Genomic DNA, 17499 nt, shown 5'->3' on the forward strand with positions numbered 1-17499 from the left:
GCGGCGGAGACGCCGTGGTCAGCAGCAGCGGCCGGACCGTCAGCCAGGTCAGCCTGAAGACTGTGGACGGCAAGACAGAGATGAGCGACGCGGAGGTCTATGCCGCCAATATCAACAGCGTGGTCTCTATCAACACCACCGGCACTGCAGGAACCAACATCTTCGGACAGCCGGTTCAGACCGCCTCCTCCGGTTCTGGCTTTATCCTGACGAAGGATGGCTATATCGTCACCAATCACCATGTCATTGCAGACGCCGACAGCGTGAAGGTCACGCTTTACAGCGGCGATACCTATGACGCCACGGTGGTGGGCAGCGATGAGGACTACGATATCGCCGTTTTGAAGATCGACGCACAAGACCTGCAGGCGGTCACTCTGGGTGACAGCAGCAAGCTGAATGTGGGCGACCGGGTATTGGCTATCGGCAATCCGCTGGGTGAGCTGACCTTCTCCATGAGCGGCGGCATGGTCTCCAGCGTGAACCGGACCATCAATGTGGACGGTACGCCCTTCAACATGATCCAGACGGACACCTCCATCAACCCCGGCAACTCCGGCGGCCCGCTGCTCAACAGCTACGGCGAAGTGGTGGGTATCGTTTCCGCCAAGTACTCCAGCTACTCCAATGAATCCGTGGAAGGCCTGGGCTTTGCCATTCCCATCAATGATGTCTGGGCCATGATCGAAGACATCATGACCAACGGCTATGTGACCAACAAGCCTTACCTGGGTGCCACCGTGGGCACCATGACCGAACAGATGGCGGCCCAGTACCGCTACGATATCACCAGCGGCGTGTTCATCTACTCCGTAGAGGAAGGCGGCGCAGCCGATAAGGCGGGCCTCAAGATGGGCGATGTCATCACCAAGGTAGGCGACACCGAAGTCAAGACCATGGAAGATCTGAACGCGGCCAAGAAGCAGTACTCCGCCGGTGACACGGTCACCGTGACCATCGACCGGCAGGGCAAGACCATGACCGTGGACGTCACCTGGGACAGCGTGCCTCAGGATGAGCAGGCTACCACCCAGGAACAAAGTGCCGCGCAGCCCAATCAGGGCTACACCGATCCCTACGACCTCTTTGACTACTTCTTCGGAAACGGCGGATACAGCGGCAGCAGTGCCCGCAGTGCGGCCTGACGCCGGAAAACCGGTTCCCTCGTTCCGTGATCTGAGTGCGGCTTCGCGGCAATCGCTGCGGCAAGGCAAAAAGCCGCCATTGCCACAGATGCGGACGGTTTTGATAGAATCTGACAAACCAATTTGTGTGAACGAAAAAAAGCGCACCGTGTTACTACGGTGCGCTTTTTTCAATGCTGGAATCCTGTGTGAAAAAAGAGGGAATGTGCCTTACTGCTTGTCGTCGTGATCCTGACGCTTGGTCTTCCGGCTGCTGTTGATGCCGGCGACAACGAGTACGACAACCAGAACAACCAAAATAATTCCACCGACCTGCATATGTGCCTACCTCCTAAAAAATATTTTCGCAAAATTAACAACTAAACTAAAAAAATTAACGAATTCTTTATTATGAATATAAACGAACCAAAAGGAAAAAGCAAGCATATTTTTGGTGAAAAACGAAAAAGAGCGACTGGGAACCCTCAGAGCCTGGCCAGATCCTCCTGAATTCGTCCTGCTGCTCCGTGCAGAATCCGAATGTTGTGCTCCATCTGCCCCAAATACTGATACGTGTCCCTGATGCACCGGAGGAGCAAAAAAGGCCGTGCCGGAATGCTCACCGGACTGCGGCTGCTTCAGATCGACCTCTGCTTCGACCGGCTTTGCCACCGATTCATAAGCGGAACCGCCATCTGGAACGGTCAATTCTTTTACCGTCTTCAACGCATATCGCGGCCTGGAGCCTGTAAAGAACGGCGGGCACGTTCTTTTCCTTGCACTTTCCGGCAGGAGATGATACAATACAATGTCGAAAATATGGCAAAGGAGATTTGCTTTTTATGAAGTTAGGTATTGTGGGATTGCCCAACGTGGGCAAGAGCACCCTGTTCAACGCCATTACCAATGCCGGGGCGGAGAGCGCCAATTATCCCTTCTGCACCATCGACCCCAACGTGGGCATGGTGGCCGTACCCGATGAGCGGCTGGACAAGCTGGCGGAGATCTATGAGCCGGACAAGAAGACCCCGGCGGTCATCGAGTTCGTGGACATCGCGGGCCTGGTGAAGGGCGCCAGCCAGGGCGCGGGTCTGGGCAACAAGTTCCTGGCCAACATCCGGGAGACCGACGCCATCGTCCACGTGGTGCGCTGCTTTGACGATGAGAACATCATGCATGTGGTGGCCGATGCCGGTACCAATGTGCCTGTGGACCCCAAGGGTGACATTGAGACCATTGACCTGGAGCTCATTATGGCGGACCTGGAGATGGTGAACCGCCGGATCGAGCGGGCCACCAAGGCCGCCAAGGGCGACAAGAAGTACCTCCACGAGGTGGAGGTATTCAAGGGCCTGGCGGAGCATCTCAACGGCGGCAAGTCTGCCCGGACCTATGAGTGCTCCGACGAGGACATGGCGCTGATCGCTACTTCCGACCTGCTGAGCCTCAAGCCCATCATCTATGCCGCCAACACCGATGAAGACGGCTTTACCCATCTGGAGGACAATCCCTATTACCAGCAGGTCAAGGCCATTGCCGATGCCGAGGGCGCCCAGGTGCTGCCCATCTGTGCAAAGCTGGAGCAGGATATTGCCGAGCTGGAGGGTGAGGAAAAGCAGATGTTCCTGGAGGAGCTGGGGGTAAAGGAGTCCGGTCTGGACCGGCTCATCAAGTGCTCCTACGCGCTGCTGGGTCTGATCTCCTTCCTGACCTACGGCAAGGACGAGTGCCGGGCCTGGACCATCAAGAAGGGCACCAAGGCCCCCCAGGCCGCCGGCAAGATCCACACCGATATCGAGCGGGGATTCATCCGGGCAGAGGTCATCGCGTTTGACGATATGATCAAATGCGGCGGCGTCAATGCGGCCAAGGAGAAGGGCCTGCTGCGCAGCGAGGGCAAGGAGTATGTGGTCCAGGACGGAGATATGATCTATTTCCGGTTCAATGTGTAAGATGACGGATCAGGAAAAACTGGCGGCGTATGAACGGATGTACGCCGATCTTCTGGCGGAGCGGGACAAAGTTCTGGCAGAGATGGATCAGCTCCGTGCCGCGGGGAAAAACCGGGGCGCCACCTACCAGCAGCTGCTGGCCCAGAAGCTGACGGTCCAGAATCTGATCGGACGGTTTGAAATTTACGGCATCAGGGAATCGTGAGAGTGCCGGGCGGACGGAAAGTCCGCCCGGCATTTTTTATGTTCGGGGGGGAAAATGGACTGGATACAGATGCGACTGCGATGGCTCCGCAACCAGAAGAACCTTGGAAAATTTGGAACAGAGGAAACATTTGGTGTCCCTGAGACGTGTTTTAAGTGAAAGGACGCCGAAGAGCGGGGGAAAGGAAGAAGCGCATGATGGAACGAGAGAGCCTTCTGCGCAGCGCCATGGAGACCTACGGGGACACAGTGTACCGTCTTGCTCTGTGCCGGACCCAGTCTGTGCCGGATGCGGAGGATGTGTATCAGGACGTGTTTTTAAAGCTGCTGGGGCAGCCGGCGCAGGCGTGGGAGGGAGAACATCTGAAGGCCTGGCTCATCCGAACGACCCTCAACCACTGCGCGGATCTGGGACGGTTCCGGCTGCGGCGGCAGGTGGTGCCGCTGGAGACGGCGGCGGATCTGAGCGGACCGGATGAGGAGGCGGAGGAGCTGTGGGAGGCGGTGGGGCGACTGCCGGAAAAGCTGCGCATTACCGTGCATCTCTACTATGCCGAGGGTTATCGAACAGAGGAAATCGGGATGCTGATGGGGGTCCCGGCGGCCACGGTCCGGACCCGGCTGCGCCGGGCACGCAGCAAACTGAGAGATCTTTTGGGAGGTGCGGAAGATGGAAAAGAACCGTTACCGAAACTTGAATGAGCGGATTCATGTGCCGGCGGGACTCAATGAACGGGTACTGCGGGCAGCGGAAAACCAGAAACCGGCGGCGGAGAACCCTGGGCCCTCCCAGAAAAGACGGGCACTGCTGCGGGCGGCGGTGTGCGCCGCCTGTGCGGTGGCACTGGTGGCCGGGACGCTGACGCTGCGGCCCGCGGGAGACAGCGGGACATCGGAAGCGGTGCTGCCTGGATTCACCTTCGGGTTGACTGCTTATGCCGCCGACACGGGAGAATATTACGGGACCGGGGTCAATGGCGGTCTGGCTATGACCAACGGGAGCGGGCTCGGCGGGCTGGACATCGGTATTTTCACGGGGTGTCTTTTCCGGGTGACCGGGGAGGAGATCGAGACGATCAGCCTTTCTATCAGCGGCGGCGGACTGTACCGCAGCCAGACCTCCGCAGTGAGCGCCCGGGAGGCCGGCGAACTGGAGAGTCAAGAGCCGCAGCCCGGAGAGACGGTATATAGCATCTATCGGATGGGAGATGGTCCCTGGTACGCGGAGGAGATGACCCCGCTGGGAAGTTCCGTCACAGAGGCATATGATCCGGATACCAGCTATGGATTCTGGGTGCAGCCGGGGGAGACGTCACCGGCCATGCTGGAGGATTCCACCATCAGCGGGATTGACACGTTTGAGGGAAAGACGCTGACGGTGACCGTCACATTTTCCGACGGCTCGCAGGAGACAAAAGATTATCAGCTTTCTGCGGAACGGCTGAAGGTCACCTATCTGGAAGATGGAACGCGAGTCGTCCTGCCCCAACTGGCGGGGGAGGAGGATCTGTCCACTTACGGGATCTATGCGGTGGATCTGGATCTGAGCCGGTGGCTTACCTGGCCGGTGGAGGGGGCCGATACGGTGAGTATGAGCAATCCCTTTGGAATTCCCAGGTGGCAGCCGGGCGGCCGGACATATGTAGCCCATGAAGGCATCGATATCCCTGCGGCGGAGGGGACGCCGATCCTGGCGGCGGAGGACGGAACGGTGACCGAGATCGGCTTCGACCGGGAGCAGGGCAACTATCTGGTACTGGATCATGGCGGTGGATTGACCACTTTGTACGGTCAGTGCCGAAACATCACCGGCGGACTCAAACAGGGTGACACCGTCCGGGCCGGGGAGATGATCGCCGCCGTGGGCTCCACCGGGATGTCCGCAGGGCCCCACCTTCACTTTGAAGTCCGGCAGGACGGCACAGCCCAGAATCCGGTAGCCTATTTCGACAGTGAGATCCGGGATACCCTGCACATGGAGTGAGGAAAACCCGCTTGTGCAAAACAGGGGGACCGTCAAAGTCGGTCCTCCTGTTTTTACTTTTTAATTTTATTGAATATAAAATTAAATCTTGACTTTCATAAAATTAAAGTTTATATTAATTTTATGAAAGGGGCGTGAGGCAATGGCTACCATGCCGGTGTGGATGGCGGAGTTGGAGGACGAGGACCTTACCTTTATCAAAAAGTTCCTTTTGGCCTCCGGTTCTCTGAAGGAGGTAGCCGCCCTCTATGGGGTGAGCTATCCTACAGTACGGCTGCGGCTGGACCGGCTGATCCAGAAAATCCAGCTGACGGAGAATGCCGAGGCGGACCCGTATATCTCTCTGGTGAAGCGGCTGGCAGTGGATGACAAGCTGGATTTCGACACTGCCAAGATCCTGATTACCGCGTATCGCAAGACAAAGGAGGAGACTTGATATGGAAATGGCGGCAAGGATGATGTGGGTGAGCTTGCTGGTACTGCTGGTAGTTGTGGTGGGCGGCATCCTGCTGCAGATTTTCCTTTCCAAACGGGAGAGCAAATGGCCGGGGCTGGTGCTGCCTGCAATCTCCTTTTTGTGGTCGCTGCTGTATCTTTTCAACCTGATGGATACCGGCAGCGTGGTGCAGAATATCCTAACGGCCCTTTTGACCGTGCTGCTGTCCAACATCCCCACGCTGGTGCTGCTGGCCATCTACTGGGCGGTGCGGGAAAAGCGCCGCAAGCGCAGCGAACTGGACAAAATGAGCATCGACGACCTGTAAGAAAAGGCCGCCTTCCATCCGGAAGGCGGCCTTTTTTCAGCTGTTGGCATGAGGGAGGTTCCAGCGGAAATGGGCGGAGAGAAAGCGGATGGCCAGCACCGTGCCAGCCCCCAGCAGCATAGCGGGCAGTTCTCCGGCGGAGTGCCACAGGGCGGTGCATACCAGCGCCCCCGCCAGAGAGGCGCAGGCATAGATGTGCTTGACGAAGATGTAAGGCGTGTCGCCGGCCAGAACGTCCCGCAGCACGCCGCCGCCTACGCCGGTTACCACACCCACGAACACCAGCAAAAACCAACCCGGCTGATCCACCTGCTCATAGGCGATGCGGATGCCCATGACGGTGAAAATACCCAAGCCCGCCGAGTCCATCACCAGCATCGCCAAGTCGTAGAGCACCGGGTCCCACATGAAAACCCGCCGCAGCCGGGGCCAGAACAGCACCACCGAGGTCACCACCGCCACCACGGCGTAAATGGGCGATTGGAAGGTGGCGGGGGGCGTGGCACCCAAGATCACGTCCCGGATGACTCCGCCGCCAACGGCGGTGGTCAGGCCCAGGATGCATACGCCGAAAAGGTCCATATTTTTTTTCAGAGCGGTCATGGCGCCGGAGGCCGCAAAGGCCAGGGTACCCACCAGTTCCAGAACGAGAATCAGTTGGTCCATGGGTACACCTCACTGTCCGTTCCGGACCATTTCCATGAAGGCGGAGGCCGCTGCGGTGGGGGTCACGTCCTGCAGTGTGCACATGTCCACGCTGCGGGCCGGAATGGTGAAATCCGTTTTCAGCAGCCGGATGTCTCCGGCGTCCAGGGCGTCCTGCACAAATTCCTGGGTGACGCCGGCCACGCCCAGCCCGATGCGGGAGAGCGTCACCAGCAGCTGCCGGGAGCTGAGTTCGATCTCCGGGGTCAGCGTGATGCCGCTCTGGAGGAAATACTGCTCCAAAAACACCCGGCTGCTGGCCTTGCGTTCCAGCAGGATGAGGGGAAAGGCGGCGATTTCCTGCCGGGTATAGACGTGGTCAAAGTCACACGGGTACCCGCTGCCTGCCACGAATACCGAGTGGGTGGCAAAGCAGGGCCAGTTGGAGATGGCGCTGTCCGACGGGGAGGAGGCAAAAGCGATATCTACGGCGCCGGACTTGAGCATGCTCAAGACCTTGGCACTGCGTCCGCTGACAATCTTGAGCCGGATGCCCGGATGCAGGCGGTGGAAGGCATCCAGATAGTGGGTGAGGAAGAAGCTGGTGACCGTATCGCTGGCGCCGATGACCAGTGTGCCCAGCAGCAGCTGCTGGGCCTGGGAGAGCTTGTCCTCGCCAGTGGCCAGCAGTCCCAGGGCACTGCGGACGTACTGATAAAGCATCTGCCCTTCCCCGGTAAGGCTGACGCCCCGGGGACTGCGGGAGAAGAGCCGGGCCTGCAGGGCGGTTTCCAGCTGCTTGATGGACTGGCTGACCGCCGATTGGGAGATATAGAGATTTTTTGCCGCTGTAGAGATGTTGCCGGCTTCGGCCACCTCTTTGAACACGCGGTAGAGTTCCAGTTTTACAGCCATGGGATGCCTCCAAATCAGAAGTTCTTATAGCATCTCTTTGCAGTATAAGTAAAATGCAGAAAAGATGCAACCGTTGGAGGAAAAGTTTTGGGAATTTCTTTGCAAGAGGGTCCTTTTTTGCTATACTACATTCGATATTCACTTTTGAGAAGAGGAGGCGTGCCGATGCTGGTACGGGTTTTGGCAGTGGGGGACGTGGTATCCGAGCCGGGACTGCGGCATCTGGAAAAGCATCTGCGTTCCCTGCAAAAGTGCGAGGGCATCTCCTTCACGGTAGTCAACGGAGAGAACGCTGCCTCTGTGGGGCTGACGCCGGAGCAGGCCTGGCGCATCTATGACGCCGGTGCCGATGTGGTGACCCTGGGAAACCACACCTTCGGCAAGATGCAGATCGCGGATTTCCTGGATGACACCCCCTGGCTGCTGCGGCCTGCCAACTTTACCGGCCGGGCGCCGGGACGGGGCTGCGGTGTATATGATCTGGGGGGCGTGCGCATCCGGGTGATGAACCTGATCGGACGGTGTGACCTGAGCTGGGGAGCGGACAATCCCTTTACCACGGCGGACCGGCTGCTGGCGGCGGAACAGGCGGAACTGACGGTGGTGGATTTCCATGCCCAGGCCACCAGTGAAAAGCTGGCCATGGGCTATTATCTGGACGGGCGGGTCTCCGCGCTGTGGGGTACTCACACCCATGTGCCCACTGCCGACGAGCGGGTCTATCCCAAGGGGACCGGCTACATCACCGACCTGGGGATGACCGGCGCGGTGGAGTCTGTGCTGGGCATCGAGCCCTGGCAGTCGGTGGAGTCCTTTTTGGGCGGGCTGCCGGGCCGATACAAATCCCCCCAGGGCCCGGCCAAGCTGCAGGGCGCCATTTTTACCCTGGACAGTGCCACCGGGCTGTGCACCGCCGTGGAGCGGGTGGACATCCGGTGAAAAGAAACAGCAGATAGGAGAGACCAGTCATGTCGATTCAAAAAGTCAGAGCGTATATGGAACCCTTGGGAATTGCGGACCGCATCCGGGAGTTTGACGTGTCTTCCGCCACCGTGGAGCTGGCGGCGGTGGCCGTGGGCGTGGAGGGCGCCCGCATTGCCAAGAGCCTGAGCTTCAAGGTGAACGACCTGCCCATCATCATCGTGGCGGCAGGGGACGCCAAGGTGGACAATGCCAAGTACAAGGCCCAGTTCCACACCAAGGCCAAGATGCTCACCCATGAGGAGGCCCACACCCTCATCGGCCACGACGTAGGCGGCGTTTGCCCCTTTGCACTGCCGGAGGATGTGAAGGTGTACCTGGATGTGTCGCTCAAGCGATTTGAGACGGTGTTTCCCGCTGCCGGCAGCGATTCCAGCGCCATTGAGCTTACCTGCGAGGAACTGGAGCGGTATTCCTCCAATTTCCAGGAATGGGTGGATGTGTGCAAGGGCTGGCAGGTGTAACAGCACGGACGGGAGAGCGGATAGGACTGCTGTACGCATCGTCAGGAAGTGAGGCTGCACCGGCGCTTGCCCGGCTTGGACGATCAGATGGAAAGACGGATGGAGGAGACCATGTTCCGATTTGTACACGCGGCGGATTTTCACTTGGACAGCGCCTTTGGGGCGCTGTCCCCACAGCAGGCGGCGGCCCGGCGGCGGGAGAGCCGGGAGATGCCCTTCCGGCTGGCCAACTATGTCAATGCCCACGACGTGGACCTGGTGCTGCTGGCAGGGGATCTGCTGGACGGCCACGGAGCTTTCCGGGAAACCGGAGAGCAGTTGGCGGAAGCCCTGGGCCAGATGGAGGCGCAGGTCTGCATCGCCCCCGGCAACCACGACTGGCTGGGCGGCGGCAGCGTGTGGGAGACGGTGGACTGGCCGGAAAATGTCCATATTTTCCGGGAGCCCCGGATGACGGCACTGGAACTGCCGGAGCTGCGTGTCGTGATCCACGGCGCGGCCTTCACCGCTCCCGAGCAGGCGGAGAGCCTGCTGACGGGCTTTGCTGCCCCGGCGGATGGACAGGTGCACCTGGGAGTGCTCCACGGGGAGATCGACCCGGCGGAAAACCGTTACGACCCGCTGAGAAAAGCGGAGATCGCTGCCAGCGGCCTTGCCTATCTGGCGCTGGGCCACATCCATAAGCGGACGGAGCCGCTGCGGTTTGGAAACACGGTCTGCGCCTGGCCCGGCTGCCCGGAGGGGCGGGGCTTTGACGAGTTGGGAGAAAAAGGATTTTACCAGGGCTCTGTTACCGACGGCGGACAGGTGGAGCTGACCTTCGTCCCCTTTGCCCGGCACCGGTATGAGATCCTGGAGGTGGACGTCACCGGAAAGACGCCCCGGGAGGCGGTGGAGGCGGCGCTGCCGCCGGACACGGCCCGGGACCTGTGCTGCATCATCCTCACCGGCGAGACCGGAGAGGCCGGCGCCGGTGCAGAGAGCTTGCAGGAGGCGCTGGCGGACCGGTTTTACGCCCTGGAGGTCCGGGACCGGACCCGGGTGGCGGAGGATATCTGGGCCCGGGCGGAGGAGGATTCCCTCCGGGGGCTGTTTTTGCGGGAGCTGAAGCAGAAGCTGTCGGAGGCCCAAAGCGATGAGGAGCGGGAACAGGTGACACGTGCGGTGCGCTTTGGCCTGGCGGCGCTGGATCATCGGGACCTGGGGTAAGACAGAAACGGGCGGGGCGCCTGCACCGCTTTGCACGGTGAAAAAACGGCGGAAAACCCGCGGAAAAAACCGCTGATTTCAGATAAATTCGCCTCTTGACAGGGGCAGACCAACGTGCTATAGTGTGCTTAATTTCAAAAAAGGCTTAGAAAAGGACGCTGTCCGGGAAAGACCCCAGAGAGGAGCTGCCGCTGGCTGCAAGCGGCTCTGATCCGAACCGGAACGAGCTACCACCTTGGAGCTGCCCACCGATATGTAGGCTGGGACGGGACCTCCCGTTACAGAGGACACGAGCGGCGTTCCGTCCGGAACGCAAGCAGGGTGGAACCGTGGAATACGTTTTTTCGTATCTCACCCCTGATTTTGTCAGGGGTGGGATTTTTTATTATTCTGCCCCTCAAGCAAAAGGAGGAAACCAGCATGTCCGAAGAAATGAACAACCAGTACAGCTTTGAAAACCCCGAGTACCGCAAGACCTATTGGCACACCTGCTCCCACGTCCTGGCGCAGGCGGTCAAGCGTCTGTACCCGGAGGTGAAGCTGGCCATCGGCCCCTCTATTGAGGAAGGCTTCTATTATGATATGGATTCTCCCTTCCCCTTTACTCCCGAGATCATGGAGAAGATCGAAGCCGAGATGCGCAAGATCTGCAAGGAGAAGCTGAAGCTGGAGCGGTTTGAGCTGCCCCGGGAAGAGGCCATCAAGTTCATGGAGGAAAAGGGCGAGCCCTATAAGGTGGAGCTGATTCAGGATCTGCCCGCCGATGCCCACATCTCTTTCTATAAGCAGGGCGAGTTCACCGACCTGTGCGCCGGTCCCCATCTGGACTCTACCGGCCGCATCAAGGGCAACGGCATCAAGCTCACTGCCTGCAATGCCGCCTACTGGCGGGGCGACTCCAACCGGGAGACCCTCCAGCGGATCTACGGCATCGCCTTCCCCAAGAAGGAAGAGTTGGATGCATACCTCCAGCGCATCGAGGAGGCCAAGAAGCGGGATCACCGCAAGCTGGGCAAGGAGCTGGGCCTCTTCATGCTCCGGGACGAGGGCCCTGGTTTCCCCTTCTTCCTGCCCAAGGGCATGGTGCTCAAGAACACCCTGATCGACTACTGGCGCCAGGTCCACAAGAAGTACGGCTATGTGGAGATTTCCACGCCCATCATCCTCAACCGTCAGCTGTGGGAGCGCTCCGGCCACTGGGATCATTATAAGCAGAATATGTACACCACCGTCATCGACGGTGAGGATTACGCCATCAAGCCCATGAACTGCCCCGGCGGCATGCTGGTCTATGCCAGCGAGCCCCATTCCTACCGGGATCTGCCCCTGCGGGTGGGCGAGCTGGGCCTGGTGCACCGCCATGAGCTCTCCGGCGCACTGCACGGACTGTTCCGTGTGCGCTGCTTCACCCAGGACGATGCTCACGTTTTCATGACCCGCGATCAGATGAAGGACGTCATCCAGGAGACCGTCCGTCTGTTTGATGAGGTCTATTCCACCTTTGGCCTGAGCTACACCATTGAGCTGTCCACCATGCCTGAGGATCACATCGGCACCGTAGAGGAGTGGGAGCTCAACCAGGATATCCTGAAGGATGCCATCGCTGATATGGGTAAGTCCTTCGTTATCAACGAGGGCGACGGCGCGTTCTACGGCCCCAAGCTGGATTTCCATCTGGCCGACTCCCTGGGCCGTACCTGGCAGTGCGGAACCATTCAGCTGGACAGCCAGCTGCCTGAGCGGTTTGAGCTGGAGTACACCGGCGAGGACGGCCAGAAGCACCGTCCCGTCATGATCCACCGGGTGGTCCTGGGCTCCATCGAGCGCTTCATCGGCGTCATCACCGAGCACTTCGCCGGTGCGTTCCCCGCCTGGCTGAGCCCCGTTCAGGTCAAGCTCCTGCCCATCACTGACCGGGCGGCGGAGTATGCCGACCAGGTGGCCGCGCAGCTGGATGCCGCCGGTTATCGGGTGGAGACCGATCACCGCAACGAGAAGATCGGCAAGAAGATCCGCGAGGCCCAGCTGGAGAAGGTCCCCTATATGCTGGTCATCGGCGACAAGGAGGCCGAAGCGGGCACGGTGTCCGTCCGGCACCGGGCCGACGGCGATCTGGGTGTGATGCCTCTGGCAGACTTCCAGAAGATGCTCAAGGACGACGTGGACAACAAAGTCATCAAGTAAACAATCCCGTAAAGCGGAAAAGCGCCGCGCCTGCCAGGGTGCGGCGCTTTTTTATCCAGTATTGTGTAATCGAATGGCGGACATTAGTCCTGCTGAAATAGACGAGCAGGGGAGTTTTTGTTGCGCAACAAATTGTCGGATTTCCTAAAGTTGGCGAAAAAATAGAAAATCCATTGAAACCCATGCCTGCAAAGGCGTATACTGGATGCAACTTGCGGATCGATCCGGGCGGTTTCCGCCCATCTATGAAAAGGAGGAACGCACACCATGAGTCGGGAATTCAAGAAAGTCCTGGTGGCAAACCGGGGCGAGATTGCCATGCGCATCTTCCGGGCCTGCCACGACCTGGGACTCCAGACCATCGCCATTTACTCCAACGAAGATACCTACAGCATCTTCCGTACCGCTGCGGATGAATCCTATCTGATCGGTGAGAACGAGAGCCCGCTGGGGGCCTATCTGGATATTCCCCAGATCATCCAGTTGGCCAAAAAGCACGGTGCCGACGCCATCCACCCCGGATACGGCTTTTTGAGCGAGAACGGTGACTTTGCCCGTGCCTGCGAGGAGGCTGGCATCCAGTTCATCGGCCCCTCTTCCAGAATTTTGGATCTGATGGGCGACAAGCTCTCTGCCAAGCAGATGGCGCTGGCCTGCGGCGTGCCTACCACTCCCGGTACTGCCGAGCCTCTCAAGAGCCGGGAGGAAGCCCAGAAACTGGCCATGGAGTTCGGTTTCCCCGTCATTTTGAAGGCCGCCGCCGGCGGCGGCGGCCGGGGCATGCGCCGCTGCGACACCGTGGAAGAGGTGGGAATCAACTTCGACCTGGTGAAGTCGGAGGCTAAGAAGGCCTTCGGCAACGACGACATCTTCATGGAGAAGTTCCTGGTGGAGCCCAAACACATCGAAGTCCAGGTGCTGGGCGACGAGTACGGCAATGTGGTCCACCTTTACGAGCGGGACTGCTCTCTCCAGCGCCGCTATCAGAAGGTGGTGGAGTTCACTCCCGCCTTCTCCGTGGACGAGAAGGTGCGTCAGGCCCTGTACGATGACGCAGTGAAGATCGCAAAATATGTGGGCTATGTCAACGCTGGTACTCTGGAGTTTCTGGTGGATCGAGACGGCAACCACTATTTTATCGAGATGAACCCCCGCATTCAGGTGGAGCACACCGTCACCGAGATGGTCACCGGTATCGACTTGGTGCGTTCCCAGATCCTGATCGCCGAGGGACGGCCCCTCAGTGACCCCGATATCGGTATCCCCAGTCAGGACGCCGTCCATCTCAACGGCTACGCCATCCAGTGCCGCGTCACCACTGAGGACCCTGCCAACAACTTTGCCCCCGATACCGGCAAGATCACGGCGTACCGCTCCGCCGGCGGCTTCGGCATCCGTCTCGACGGTGGCAACGCCTACACCGGCGCGGTGATCTCTCCCTACTATGACTCCCTGCTGGTGAAGGTCACCACCTGGGACAACACCTTCGCCGGTGTCTGCCGCAAGGCGGCTCGGGCCATCAATGAGATCCATGTCCGGGGCGTCAAGACGAACATCGCCTTCGTCACCAACATTCTCAAGCACCCGGCCTTTATCGCCGGCAAGTGCCACACCAAGTTCATCGACGAGACTCCGGAGCTGTTCCAGCTGGACGAGAGCCAGGACCGGGCCACCAAGATGCTCAAATACATCGGCAACATCGTGGTCAAGGAGCGGGAGGGCCACAAGTTCTACGACGCGCCCCGGTTCCCGCCAGTCACCGGTCACCGGCCTGACGGTCTCAAGCAGCTGCTGGATGCCAAGGGCCCCAAGGCTGTGGCGGATTGGGTACTGGATCAGAAGAAGCTTTTGATCTGTGATACCACCTGCCGGGATGCCCACCAGTCCCTGCTTGCCACCCGGGTCCGTACCCGGGATATCGTCAAGGGGATGGAGGGCACCAGCGAGATCCTCGCTGACGCGTTCTCGCTGGAGTGCTGGGGTGGCGCCACCTTTGATGTTGCCTACCGTTTCCTCCACGAGTCCCCCTGGGAGCGGCTGGACCTGATCCGGGAAAAGGCTCCCAACCTCCTTTTGCAGATGCTGCTCCGGGGCGCCAACGCTGTGGGCTACACCAACTATCCCGACAATGTCATCCGGGAGTTCATCAAGGAGGCCGCCCGCAGCGGCATTGATGTGTTCCGGGTGTTCGACTCCCTCAACTGGGTTCCCGGCATGGAAGTGGCCATGGACGAGGTTCTCAAGCAAGATAAAATCTGCCAGGCCACCATCTGCTACACCGGTGATATCCTGGACCCCAAGCGGGATAAGTATCCCCTGGAGTACTATGTGAACCTCGCCAAGGAACTGGAGAAGCGGGGCGCCCACATGCTGGCTATCAAGGACATGTCTGGTATCCTCAAACCCTACGCCGCCAAGAAGCTGGTCTCCACCCTCAAGCAGGAGATCGGCATTCCCATCCAGCTCCACACCCACGATACCTCCGGCAACCAGGTGGCGGCGCTGCTGCTGGCGGCGGAGGCCGGTGTGGACGTGGTGGACTGCGCCATCTCCTCCATGGCCGGTATGACCAGCCAGCCCTCTATGAACGCCGTGGTGGCGGCCCTCCAAGGCACCGAGCGGGACACCGGGCTGGATCTGGAGCGCCTCCAGCGGCTCACCGAGTACTGGGAGGATGTGCGCAAGCGGTATGACTCCTTCGAGGGCGGTATCACCTGCAACAACGCCGATATCTACCGCTATGAGATCCCCGGCGGCCAGTACACCAACCTCAAGCCCCAGGTGGAGTCCCTGGGCCTGGGCAGCCGCTTCGCGGAGGTCAAGGAAAATTACCGCCGGGTTAACGAGATGCTGGGTGACATCGTGAAGGTGACACCTTCCTCCAAGATGGTGGGAGACCTGGCCATCTTCATGACTCAGAACCAGCTTACGCCGGAAAATATCGTGGAAAAGGGCGAGGCCCTGGCCTTCCCGGACAGCGCGGTGAGCTACTTCTCCGGCATGATGGGCCAGCCTGCCGGCGGTTTCCCCAAGGATCTGCAGCGTGTGGTGCTCAAGGACAAAAAGCCCATCACCTGCCGCCCCGGTGAACTGCTGCCTCCCGTGGACTTTGAGGAAAAGAAGCGGGAGATGGCCGCGTTTGACGCCAATCCCAGCTGGCGGGCAGTCCTCAGCTACTGCCTGTATCCCAAGGTGGTGGAGGACTTTGTCAAAAACCAGAAGGAGTACGGCTACATCATGCGTCTGGGCAGCCACGTGTTCTTCCATGGTTTGGCGGTGGGCGAGACCAACAAGGTCAATATCGCCGACGGCAAGACCCTGGTCATCAAGTACTTGGGTCTTGGCGAGGTGGACAGCGAAGGCATGCGCACCGTCAGCTTTGAGCTCAACGGCATCCGCCGGGACGTGCAGGTACCCGACGAGGCGGCCCAGAAGGACATTGTCCGGGTGCCCATGGTGGACCCCGAGGACAAGAGCCAGGTGGGCGCGTCCATCCCCGGCGCTGTCAGCAAGATCAATGTCAAGGAAGGCGACACGGTGGAGAAGAACCAGACCCTGCTGACCATCGAGGCCATGAAGATGGAGACCGCCATCACCGCCCGCATGAGCGGCACGGTGGAGCGCATCGAGATCCGCGAGGGCGATACCGTCAAGGGCGGCCAGCTGCTGATGACCATCAAGTGAGGGCAGCCTGCTCCAAATAAAGACCCGCTCGTACGGAGAGACCGGTTTTTCGACCGGCCTCTCCGCCTTTTTTGGCAGAGATGGCGTCAAAAACGGGAAAATCCACATAAAAAAGGGGAGCGGGCAGCGGTTCTCTTACACAAACGTCACGAAAAATGCAAGTCACGCGATAAAGTCTTGCAAAAATAATGTCTGGCGAAAAAAATATACTTGAAAAATGAAAGAGAATACGGTATGATATGCACATACATGCACGGTATCCCGTGCCAAAATGATGCGAGGAAAGAGGATTCATGTGATGAAGAAGTTTTTGTCTCTGCTTCTGGCAGCCATGATGGTGGCATCCCTGCTGACAGGCTGCGGCGATAACGCTGCTGCGGACACCAATACCGGTGATGACGCGGGCAACACGGAAACCGCCCAGACCAACTGGAACGTTTCCTCCACCCCCGGTTCCGGCACGGAGCTGAAGTTCCGTACCGGCGGCGACCAGGGTACCTACTACGGCTTCGGCAGCGTACTGGCCCAGGCCATCACCACCAACGGCAATGGCACCAAGGTCACGGCCGTGGTCAGCAACGGCTCTCAGGACAACATCGAGCAGATGGACCTGAACATCGCACAGCTGGGCTTTGTTCAGTCCGACGTCATGAGCTACGCCTACAACGGCGAGCGTCTTTTTGAGGGCTATCCCGTCACCGACTTCTCCACGGTGGCCGCCCTGTACATGGAGCAGGTCCAGATCGTCACCTGCGATCCCGACATCAAGACGGTGGCGGATCTGAAGGGCAAGACCGTGTCCATCGGCGCCTCCGGCTCCGGCGTGTACTACAACGCTCTGGATATCCTGGCCGCCTATGACCTGACGGAGTCCGATATCAATGCCCAGTATCAGGACTTCGGCAACAGTGCCGATGCCCTGCAGGATGGTAAGATCGACGCTGCCTTCGTGGTGGCCGGCGCTCCCACCGTGGCAATCACCACCTTGGCTACTGCTAAGGACACCTATTTGGTAGGTTTGGACGATGAGCACATCGCCAAGCTGAAGGAAGCATCTCCTTATTATGAGGAGTACACCATCCCCGAGGGAACCTATGAGGGCGTGCCCGAGACCAAGACCGTGGCTGTCAGCGCCGTGGTGGTCGCCCGGGACGACGTCTCCGAGGAGGATGTGTACAACATCGTTTACACCATTTTCGAAAACATGGACAACATTGCCCAGTCTCACGACAAGGGCAAGGAGCTGAATCTGGACTTCGCTGCCGGCGTCACCGCAGTGCCCTATCACCCCGGCGCGGCCAAGTACTTTGCTGAAAAGGGGTATGACGTGCCCACCAAGTAATCGGGCGCGACCCCATGGAACTACGGCGGATCTCCGCCGTAGTTCCT

The 17499-nt window shown here is 59.5% G+C and carries 16 protein-coding genes; 13 read left to right on the forward strand and 3 right to left on the reverse strand.

The window, feature by feature from the left end; all coding sequences use genetic code 11:
- On the forward strand, positions 1-1145 hold a 1145-nt coding region (locus tag QZL67_RS02005), incomplete at its 5' end, for a S1C family serine protease (RefSeq protein ID WP_292919678.1).
- Between the two features lie 324 nt (positions 1146-1469).
- On the opposite strand, the gene QZL67_RS02010 is transcribed toward QZL67_RS02005, so the two are convergent.
- Complete coding sequence (locus QZL67_RS02010; RefSeq protein WP_292919680.1) at positions 1470-1850, reverse strand: hypothetical protein; 381 nt, start codon at positions 1848-1850, stop codon at positions 1470-1472.
- A 116-nt stretch (positions 1851-1966) separates the two neighbouring features.
- Here QZL67_RS02010 and ychF point away from each other — a divergent pair, with 116 nt between their 5' ends.
- The 6 genes from ychF (at position 1967) to QZL67_RS02040 (ending at position 6028) form a co-directional block, all read left to right on the forward strand.
- The gene (ychF, locus tag QZL67_RS02015) at positions 1967-3076 is read left to right on the forward strand and encodes a redox-regulated ATPase YchF (RefSeq protein ID WP_022289109.1); all 1110 of its coding nucleotides are present in this window, start codon (positions 1967-1969) and stop codon (positions 3074-3076) included.
- A gap of 1 nt (position 3077) precedes the next feature.
- Positions 3078-3281 (forward strand): hypothetical protein, encoded by a 204-nt coding sequence (locus QZL67_RS02020; RefSeq protein ID WP_292919682.1) that lies wholly within the window; start codon positions 3078-3080, stop codon positions 3279-3281.
- A 194-nt stretch (positions 3282-3475) separates the two neighbouring features.
- A complete protein-coding gene (locus QZL67_RS02025) occupies positions 3476-3982 on the forward strand; it encodes an RNA polymerase sigma factor (RefSeq protein ID WP_022289111.1) in 507 nt (168 codons plus the stop codon).
- Positions 3951-5264 (forward strand): M23 family metallopeptidase, encoded by a 1314-nt coding sequence (locus QZL67_RS02030; RefSeq protein ID WP_022289112.1) that lies wholly within the window; start codon positions 3951-3953, stop codon positions 5262-5264. Before QZL67_RS02025 ends, QZL67_RS02030 begins: the two co-directional genes overlap by 32 nt.
- A 142-nt stretch (positions 5265-5406) precedes the next feature.
- Positions 5407-5700: a DUF2089 family protein gene (locus tag QZL67_RS02035; RefSeq protein WP_292919684.1), complete on the forward strand. Its 294-nt coding sequence runs from the start codon at positions 5407-5409 to the stop codon at positions 5698-5700.
- Position 5701: 1 nt separating this feature from the next.
- The gene (locus QZL67_RS02040) at positions 5702-6028 is read left to right on the forward strand and encodes a hypothetical protein (RefSeq protein WP_022289114.1); all 327 of its coding nucleotides are present in this window, start codon (positions 5702-5704) and stop codon (positions 6026-6028) included.
- A gap of 36 nt (positions 6029-6064) precedes the next feature.
- Here QZL67_RS02040 and QZL67_RS02045 read toward each other — a convergent pair whose 3' ends face one another.
- Positions 6065-6694 (reverse strand): trimeric intracellular cation channel family protein, encoded by a 630-nt coding sequence (locus QZL67_RS02045; protein ID WP_022289115.1) that lies wholly within the window; start codon positions 6692-6694, stop codon positions 6065-6067.
- A gap of 9 nt (positions 6695-6703) precedes the next feature.
- Positions 6704-7588 (reverse strand): LysR family transcriptional regulator, encoded by an 885-nt coding sequence (locus QZL67_RS02050; RefSeq protein ID WP_022289116.1) that lies wholly within the window; start codon positions 7586-7588, stop codon positions 6704-6706.
- 165 nt (positions 7589-7753) lie between these two features.
- Here QZL67_RS02050 and QZL67_RS02055 point away from each other — a divergent pair, with 165 nt between their 5' ends.
- The 6 genes from QZL67_RS02055 (at position 7754) to QZL67_RS02080 (ending at position 17452) form a co-directional block, all read left to right on the forward strand.
- A complete protein-coding gene (locus tag QZL67_RS02055) occupies positions 7754-8527 on the forward strand; it encodes a TIGR00282 family metallophosphoesterase (protein ID WP_022289117.1) in 774 nt (257 codons plus the stop codon).
- A 29-nt stretch (positions 8528-8556) separates the two neighbouring features.
- Positions 8557-9033: a YbaK/EbsC family protein gene (locus QZL67_RS02060; RefSeq protein ID WP_022289118.1), complete on the forward strand. Its 477-nt coding sequence runs from the start codon at positions 8557-8559 to the stop codon at positions 9031-9033.
- A gap of 111 nt (positions 9034-9144) precedes the next feature.
- Positions 9145-10242, forward strand: coding sequence for a DNA repair exonuclease (locus QZL67_RS02065; protein WP_022289119.1), 1098 nt, complete (start codon positions 9145-9147; stop codon positions 10240-10242).
- A gap of 420 nt (positions 10243-10662) precedes the next feature.
- A complete protein-coding gene (gene thrS, locus QZL67_RS02070) occupies positions 10663-12426 on the forward strand; it encodes a threonine--tRNA ligase (protein WP_022289120.1) in 1764 nt (587 codons plus the stop codon).
- A 267-nt stretch (positions 12427-12693) separates the two neighbouring features.
- Positions 12694-16110, forward strand: coding sequence for a pyruvate carboxylase (locus QZL67_RS02075; protein ID WP_022289121.1), 3417 nt, complete (start codon positions 12694-12696; stop codon positions 16108-16110).
- A gap of 298 nt (positions 16111-16408) precedes the next feature.
- Positions 16409-17452 (forward strand): TAXI family TRAP transporter solute-binding subunit, encoded by a 1044-nt coding sequence (locus QZL67_RS02080; RefSeq protein ID WP_022289122.1) that lies wholly within the window; start codon positions 16409-16411, stop codon positions 17450-17452.
- Positions 17453-17499: the final 47 nt, after the last annotated feature.

The organism is Oscillibacter sp. CAG:155 (assembly GCA_000436875.1).
Taxonomy (GTDB): Bacteria; Bacillota; Clostridia; order Oscillospirales; family Oscillospiraceae; genus Oscillibacter.